This window comes from Mycobacterium sp. 1245805.9 (genome assembly GCF_001672915.1).
Classification (GTDB): Bacteria; Actinomycetota; Actinomycetes; order Mycobacteriales; family Mycobacteriaceae; genus Mycobacterium.
The window spans coordinates 1-6940 of the sequence record NZ_LZKR01000190.1 but is presented as its reverse complement, the minus strand read 5'-3'; the positions used below and the strand labels follow the sequence as shown (position 1 = coordinate 6940).

The 6940-nt window shown below is 66.8% G+C and carries 6 protein-coding genes, 1 tRNA gene and 1 pseudogene; 3 read left to right on the top strand and 5 right to left on the bottom strand.

Features of this window, described 5'->3' with window-relative positions:
- Positions 1-415, top strand: a pseudogene (locus A9X00_RS24970) (PE family protein); the annotation flags it as partial.
- Positions 416-419: 4 nt separating this feature from the next.
- Here A9X00_RS24970 and A9X00_RS24965 read toward each other — a convergent pair.
- The 4 genes from A9X00_RS24965 to A9X00_RS24950 all read right to left on the bottom strand — a co-directional run bounded on the left by A9X00_RS24965 (position 420) and on the right by A9X00_RS24950 (position 5327).
- Complete coding sequence (locus A9X00_RS24965; protein ID WP_067159641.1) at positions 420-1931, bottom strand: SulP family inorganic anion transporter; 1512 nt, start codon at positions 1929-1931, stop codon at positions 420-422.
- Between the two features lie 229 nt (positions 1932-2160).
- The gene (locus A9X00_RS24960; RefSeq protein ID WP_067159638.1) at positions 2161-3186 is read right to left on the bottom strand and encodes an NAD(P)H-dependent glycerol-3-phosphate dehydrogenase; all 1026 of its coding nucleotides are present in this window, start codon (positions 3184-3186) and stop codon (positions 2161-2163) included.
- 55 nt (positions 3187-3241) lie between these two features.
- Positions 3242-4729, bottom strand: a complete 1488-nt coding sequence (locus A9X00_RS24955; RefSeq protein ID WP_067159636.1) for an NAD(P)/FAD-dependent oxidoreductase — start codon at positions 4727-4729, stop codon at positions 3242-3244.
- Between the two features lie 106 nt (positions 4730-4835).
- Positions 4836-5327: a YajQ family cyclic di-GMP-binding protein gene (locus A9X00_RS24950; protein ID WP_067159633.1), complete on the bottom strand. Its 492-nt coding sequence runs from the start codon at positions 5325-5327 to the stop codon at positions 4836-4838.
- A gap of 80 nt (positions 5328-5407) precedes the next feature.
- Here A9X00_RS24950 and A9X00_RS24945 point away from each other — a divergent pair.
- Positions 5408-5493, top strand: a tRNA-Tyr gene (locus tag A9X00_RS24945).
- Positions 5494-5526: 33 nt separating this feature from the next.
- Here the strand turns inward: A9X00_RS24945 and A9X00_RS24940 are convergent.
- Positions 5527-6330, bottom strand: coding sequence for a mycofactocin-coupled SDR family oxidoreductase (locus A9X00_RS24940; protein WP_067159630.1), 804 nt, complete (start codon positions 6328-6330; stop codon positions 5527-5529).
- Between the two features lie 105 nt (positions 6331-6435).
- On the opposite strand from A9X00_RS24940, the gene A9X00_RS24935 reads away from it, so the two are divergent.
- On the top strand, positions 6436-6940 hold a 505-nt coding region (locus tag A9X00_RS24935; protein ID WP_232006928.1), incomplete at its 3' end, for a divalent metal cation transporter.

Below are 6940 nucleotides of genomic sequence, written 5' to 3'. Positions count from 1 at the left end.
GCGAGGCGGTTTTGGCGGCAGCGGCGGCAGAGGCGGCCTGATGCGCGGTGGCGGCGGGGCCGGCGGAGACGGCGGGGCCGGCGGGGTCGGCGGAACCGGTGGAGACGGCGGGGCCGCCGGTTTGCTGTTCGGCAACGGCGGGCACGGTGGCGCCGGTGGGGCGTCCATAATGACCAACGGCGGTTTTGGCGGCAACGGCGGCAAGGCCGCACTGATCGGTAACGGCGGCGCCGGCGGCGACGGCGGCGTCAGCACGAACCTCGGCGGCGTACCGGGGAATGGCGGCAACGCACAGCTGATCGGTAACGGCGGTGACGGCGGCAACTCCGGACAGGCCCCGTTCAAGGAGCCGCCCGGCGCCGGCGGGACCGGCGGCATCTTGTTCGGCTTCGACGGGTCGCCGGGGCAGTCTTAGCCAATCAGGCGGCGGCTTCGGGCCTTTGGTGCTCGACCAGATCACCCGCGCCCCCACGGGCGAGGTGGCCCGTCTCGGCCAACCCCTCGATCCGCACCGTGCCGCCCGTCGCCTCGTACTGGCGCTGCCAATCGGTGATCGCCTGATGCGCGGCATGGTCGAGATAGTGGGCCGAAATATCCACCGTCACAATAGATCCGGCCGGGATGGACGCCAGCACGCGGGTCAGCCGGGGCAGGGCGAGGAAGGTGCAGGCCGGACCCTCGATCACCACCCGCCAGTCGTCGCCCACGGGCTTGGCCTCGACCTTGACCCGGATCACCCGCCATCCGGTCAACACGACGGCCAGGGCGAGCCCGATCATCACCCCGTGCAGGAGGTTCAGGAAGACGACGCTGACCGCGGTCACTACGTAGACGGCGAGATCGCCGTGCTTCATTGCAGTTTCGATGTGCGCCGGCTTCAACAGCTGAATACCGATGACGATCAGCAGCCCCGCCAGCGCCGCCGTCGGGATCTGCTCGACCAGTTCCGCGAACGGAACCGTGAACAGCAGGATCCACACCCCGTGCATGATCGAGGAGGCACGGGATTTCGCGCCCGCATTGACATTGGTTGAGCTGCGGACGATTACACCCGTCACCGGAAGACCACCGATGGTCCCGGACAGGAAGTTCGCGGTGCCCTGCCCGATCAACTCGCGGTCGAAGTCGGTGCGCGGGCCGTTGTGCATCCGGTCCACCGAAACCGCCGACAGCAGACTTTCGACGCTGGCGATCAGCGTGACGGTGATGACGCCGATGGCCACCGCGCCCCAGTTGCCGTGCGGAATGTCGGGCAGCCGCAGCGCATTCAGCGGCGACTCGTCGATCTCGATCCGCCGCACGTGGAACGGCAAGACCAGCGAGACGACCGTCACGGCGACGATCGCCACCAGTGGTCCGGGAACGAAGCGCAGCCGGGCCGGCACCCAGCGCCAGGCGATCAAGATGACGATCACCAGCGCGCCCAGCAGCGCACCCGGCCGATGCGCGTCGATGATCTGGCCCGGCAGGCCGATCAGGTTGTGCCAGGCCGTGCTTTTGGACTTTCCGCCCAGCAGGACGTGCGCCTGTTGCAGCGCGATCGTGATTCCGATCCCGGCCAGCATGGCGTGCACGACGACCGGTGAGATCGCCAGCGCCGCTCGAGCAACACGACTGAGCCCCAACAGAATCTGGAGCACGCCCGCGGCGGCGGTAATCAGACACGTTACGCCCCAACCGAAGTCGGAGATCAGGCCCGCGACCACCACCGTCAGGCCGGCGGCGGGACCGCTCACCTGCAGCGGCGATCCGCCGAGGGACCCGACGATGATTCCCCCTACGATCGCGGCGATCAGCCCCGCTAGCACCGGCGCGTTCGACGCGATCGCGATCCCCAGCGACAACGGAAGTGCGACCAGGAAAACCACGAGGGACGAGGGCAGGTCATGTCGGAGGATGGATCGTATGCGTTCCATTTGAATGTCTTGCATCGGTCGCTTCCCTCGTTAGGTGTGAGCGGGGAATGTTCCGAGCCCCGTATTGCACTTGGCTACGTCGGCGTAGCTTGTTGGCGCACAGGCGATTACAACTGCTCGATCAGGCCGTCAGAGCCTGGCTGCCTTGTTCGACGGTATGGGCGCGACAAAGCGCGGGTCAAGCCGACCGCGCGGGCGCATATCGAATGCAAATAATTTCGTTACGAGCTGTTTGGTTGACGAATCAGAAGCCCGACCCATGCACCTCGTGCCCCGGAACCTCCACCATCAGGCCGCGGTAGGCCTGCTCCACGGTCGAGCCGTGGTTGATCACCGCGTCGACCTCGCGGGCGATGGGCATATTCAGGCCAAACTCATTGGCGAACTCGGTGATCACGCTGGCGGCCTTGACGCCCTCGGCAACCTGGTTCATCGATGCGATGATCTCGTCGATCGGCTTGCCGGCGCCGAGCTGTTCGCCCACGTGGCGATTGCGGCTGCGCTGGCTGGTGCAGGTCACGATCAGGTCACCCAGCCCCGCCAGCCCGGGGAAGGTGTCGGGATGGCCACCCATCGCCACCCCGAGCTTCGTCATCTCCCGCAGCGCACGCGCGATCACCAGCGCACGGGTGTTTTCCCCGATCCCCAGCGAATAGCCCATCCCGACGGCGATGGCGTAGACGTTCTTCAGCGCGCCGGCCAACTCGACGCCGATGACGTCGTCGGTGGTGTACACGCGGAACCGCCGGGTGCGGAACATTCCCGACAGCCGGGTCGCCAGGTGTTGGTCGGGCATGGCCAGCACCGCCGCGGCGGCGTAGCCCTCGCCCACCTCGCGCGCGATGTTCGGCCCGGCGAGGATTCCCGCCGGGTGACCGGGCAGCAGCTCCTCGATGATCTGCGACATCCGCATGTTGGTGCCCTGCTCGAGCCCCTTGACCAGCGACACGACCGGCACCCACGGCCGCAGCTCCTTGGCCAGTTCGGTGAGCACCCCGCGGAAGCCATGCGAGGGCACACCCATGACCACGACGTCCGCGCAGCTGGCGGCCTCCGCGAAGTCGGTGGTGGCGCGCAGCGTGTCGCTCAGGATGACGTCGTTGCCGAGGTAGCGGCTGTTGCGGTGATCCTCGTTGATTTCCTTGGCGGTCTCCTCGGAACGCACCCACTGCAACGTCGGCCCGCGGCGCGCGCAGATGGACGCCACCGTGGTTCCCCAGGAACCGCCACCGAGGACGACGACACGGGGTTCGCGTTTCTCAGCTGCCATGGCGATCAGCGTATTGCCGACATCGGAGATTTAGAAGAAGTTCACCAACCGAGCTTTACCCGGCGACCGACGCCCGGTCGGCGGCGCGGCCGAACACCATCGCCTCCTCGATGCGGTCGAAGCGGTAGTCGATGGCATCGGCGAAGTAGTTCTGCCGCACATTCCACGGCCGCCGGGTGCCCGACTTGGGCAGCGCGTGGCCCGACCGCTTCACGTAGTTGGCCTTGATGTCCCAGGACGGCTTGACGTCCATCGGCTCGTTCCCGGGGTGGGGGTAGGCGTGCGTGTAGCCGTGGGAGGCCATGTGCGCCATCAGCTTTGCCGTGGCGCGGGCGGTGATGTCGGCGCGCAGCGTCCACGACGCCTTGGTGTAACCCACACACCAGAACAGGTTGGGCACGTCCTCCAGCATGTGCGCCTTGTACACGAAGCGGTCGCGGTGATCGACCGGTTGGCCGTCGAGGCTGATGGTGGCCCCGCCCAGCGCCTGCAGCTGCAGGCCGGTCGCCGTGACGACGATGTCGGCGTCGAGGTGTGCGCCGGATTCGAGTGCGATGCCGGTGGCGTCGAAGTGGTCGATGCGGTCGGTGACGACCTCGGCGCGCCCGGCGCTGATCGCGTTGAAGAAATCGGCGTCGGGAATCAGGCACATGCGCTGGTCCCACGGGTTGTACCGCGGCTTGAAGTGGACGTCGACCTCGTAGCCGGCGGGCAGCTTGCTGATCGCCCTGCGCCGCAGCATCCACCGCACGAAACCCGGTGCCTTGCTGGACAACAAGACGAATACCGCCTCCATCAGCGCGGTGTGCATCCGGAGCAGCAGGTGGGAGGCCCTGCGCGGCAGCAGTTTACGGGCGACGGGGGCGACCTTGCCGTTCTTGGATGCCGACACCAGATACGTCGGCGAACGCTGCAGCATTGTCACTTTGCCGGCGCGTTCGGCCAGCGACGGGATCAGCGTGACGGCGGTGGCACCGCTACCGATCACCACGACCTTCTTGCCGGTGTAGTCCAGGTCCTCGGGCCAGCGCTGGGGATGTGCGACGGTGCCACCGAACCGCTCAATGCCGGGGAACTCGGGCAGGTAGCCCTCGTCGTAGTTGTAGTAGCCGCTGGCGAAGAACACGAACCGGCCGCGCAGAGTGCGGCTGGCCCCGTCTTGATCGATGGTCACCGTCCACATGTCGGTCGACGAGTCCCAATCCGCCGCGCGCACACGGCTGTTGAACCGGACGTGGCGGTCGATGCCGTACTTGCGCGCGGTGGCGCTCAGGTATTCGCGGATGCGGCCGCCGTCGGCGATGCCCTCCTTGCGGGTCCACGGCTCGAAGGGAAACGACAGCGTGAACATGCTGCTGTCCGAGCGAACGCCGGGGTAGCGGAACAAGTCCCAGGTTCCGCCGATCTGCGCCCGCCGCTCCAGGATGATGTATGTCGCGCCCGGGTTGCGCTCGGTGATGCGGTACGCCGCGTCGATGCCGGAGATGCCCGCGCCCACGATGATGACGTCGAACTGGTCGATTTGCTGCGGAGTCACCGTCATCGTGGACCTCGCTTGGAAAACGACCGCGAGCCGAACGACACTGCGAGAAATGGCGCGAAATTTCGCAGTGGCGTTGGGCTCGCGGATCGGACGGGGGTGTCCATACCTACCGATAGTTGACGAACTGCAGCGCCACGTCCAGATCGGCGCTCCTCAGCAGCGCTTGCACGGCCTGCAGATCGTCGCGCTTCTTGCTGCTGACCCGGATCTCGTCGCCCTGGATCTGCGTCTTGACATTCTTGGGGCCCTCGTCGCGGATCAGCTTGGTGATCTTCTTGGCGTTCTCGCTGCTGATGCCCTGCTTGAGGGTGCCGCTGACCTTATACGTCTTGCCGGAGGCCTGTGGCTCGCCGGCGTCGAAGGCCTTCATCGAGATGTCGCGGCGGATCAGCTTCTCCTTGAAGACGTCGACGGCCGCCTTGACCCGCTCCTCGGTGGACGACGTCAGCTCGATAGCCTCGTCGCCCTTCCACTCGATCTTGCTGTCGGTGCCGCGGAAGTCGAATCGGGTGGCCAGTTCCTTGGCGGCCTGGTTGAGCGCGTTGTCGACCTCCTGCCGGTCGACCTTGCTGACGATGTCGAACGATGAGTCCGCCATTCGATCGGTCCCTTCTCGCGTGATAGCCGGGGTGATAGCCGTTTGTGCCTTGTCTACCCGTTCGTTGTAACCTGTCTGGCGGCAGGTTGCCCGAGCGGCCAATGGGAGCGGACTGTAAATCCGTCGGCTTACGCCTACACAGGTTCGAATCCTGTACCTGCCACCAAGGTCAGGGGCTACTCGTGCGCCGCGATACGGACTAGTGCATGCGCGCGCTGCCACCGAGGCCGATCTCGAGGACGCTGCCGGTGATGACTCCGGGATCGGTGACCAGGTACACGACCCCGCGGCTGACGTCCTCGGGTTGCAGCCACGGCTGAGGTATCGGGTTGGCCCTCATCATCCGGCGCACCAAATCGTCGGGCACCTCGTCACTTTCGGAGGGCTGAACCATCGGTGTCTGGGTTGTCGTCGGGCACACCACGTTCACCGTCACGCCCTCCTTGGCGACCTCGAGGGCGACGGATTTGGCCAGGCCGATGATGCCCCACTTGGTCGCGTTGTATGCCGCCAACTCGGGGATGCCCATCCTGCCTCCCATCGAGGAGGTCACCACGATCCTGCCGAAGCGCTGCTGTCGCATCACCGGGATGGCCGCGCGCAGCGTGTGAAATACACCGGTCAGATTGGTGTCGAGCAGCTGTTGCCAGACCTGGTCGCTCACCTGGTCCAGGGGACCGGTGCTGACGATGCCGGCGTTCGCCACCACAATGTGCAGGCCACCCATGTCCGTCACCGTCTGCCGCACCGCGGCGTCGACCTGCGCCGAGTCGCGCACGTCGAGAGTTATTGGCAGGCAACGCTTGCCGAGCTCTTCGACTCGCTTGGCCGTGTCTCGCAGGTCGTCCTCGGTGCCAAGCGGGTAGGTCAGCCCCACCATCGGCCCGGGCGCATCGGCGGCGACGATGTCCGCGCCCTCGGCCGCCAGTGCCAGGGCGTGCGCGCGCCCCTGTCCCCTTGCCGCTCCCGTGATCAGCGCCACGCGCCCGTCCAATGCACCCATAGCGGGCAACGGTAACCGCAAACCGGGAGCGTTGACACCGGCTGGTTAGGTAAGGCTAAGTTGGATGGGTCTGTCGCTGCCGCCGCACGAAGGAGCTAGCCGAGGGTGACCGAAACAACCACACCGGTGGCCGACGCGTCAGACCAGCCGCCCGAATCGGTATCGCGCCGCGGTCGCTGGCTGCGCTGGGGGCTGCTGGCGGTCTGGGGTCCCGGCCTGGTCGTGATGCTGGCCGACACCGACGCGGGGTCGCTCATCACCGCGTCGCAGTCCGGCGCCCAATGGGGATATCGGATGGTCCTGCCGCAGCTGATCCTGATGCCGATCCTCTACGTCGTGCAGGAGATGACGGTGCGGCTGGGCATCGTCACCAAGAAGGGGCACGGCGCGCTGATCCGGGAACGGTTCGGCCGCTCCTGGGCGTGGGTCTCGGCGTTCACGCTGTTCGCGTCGTCGATCGGGATGCTCACCCAGCGCGAGACGCCGAACAGCTCGCCGACCCCGGCGACGCCGGCGAACTCGGTGAGCAGCGCCCCGATCGACGACGCGAACAGCGTGAACGCCGAGACCCACGCCCAGGAGCGGCCGAACCGTTCCCGGATCAGCGCGC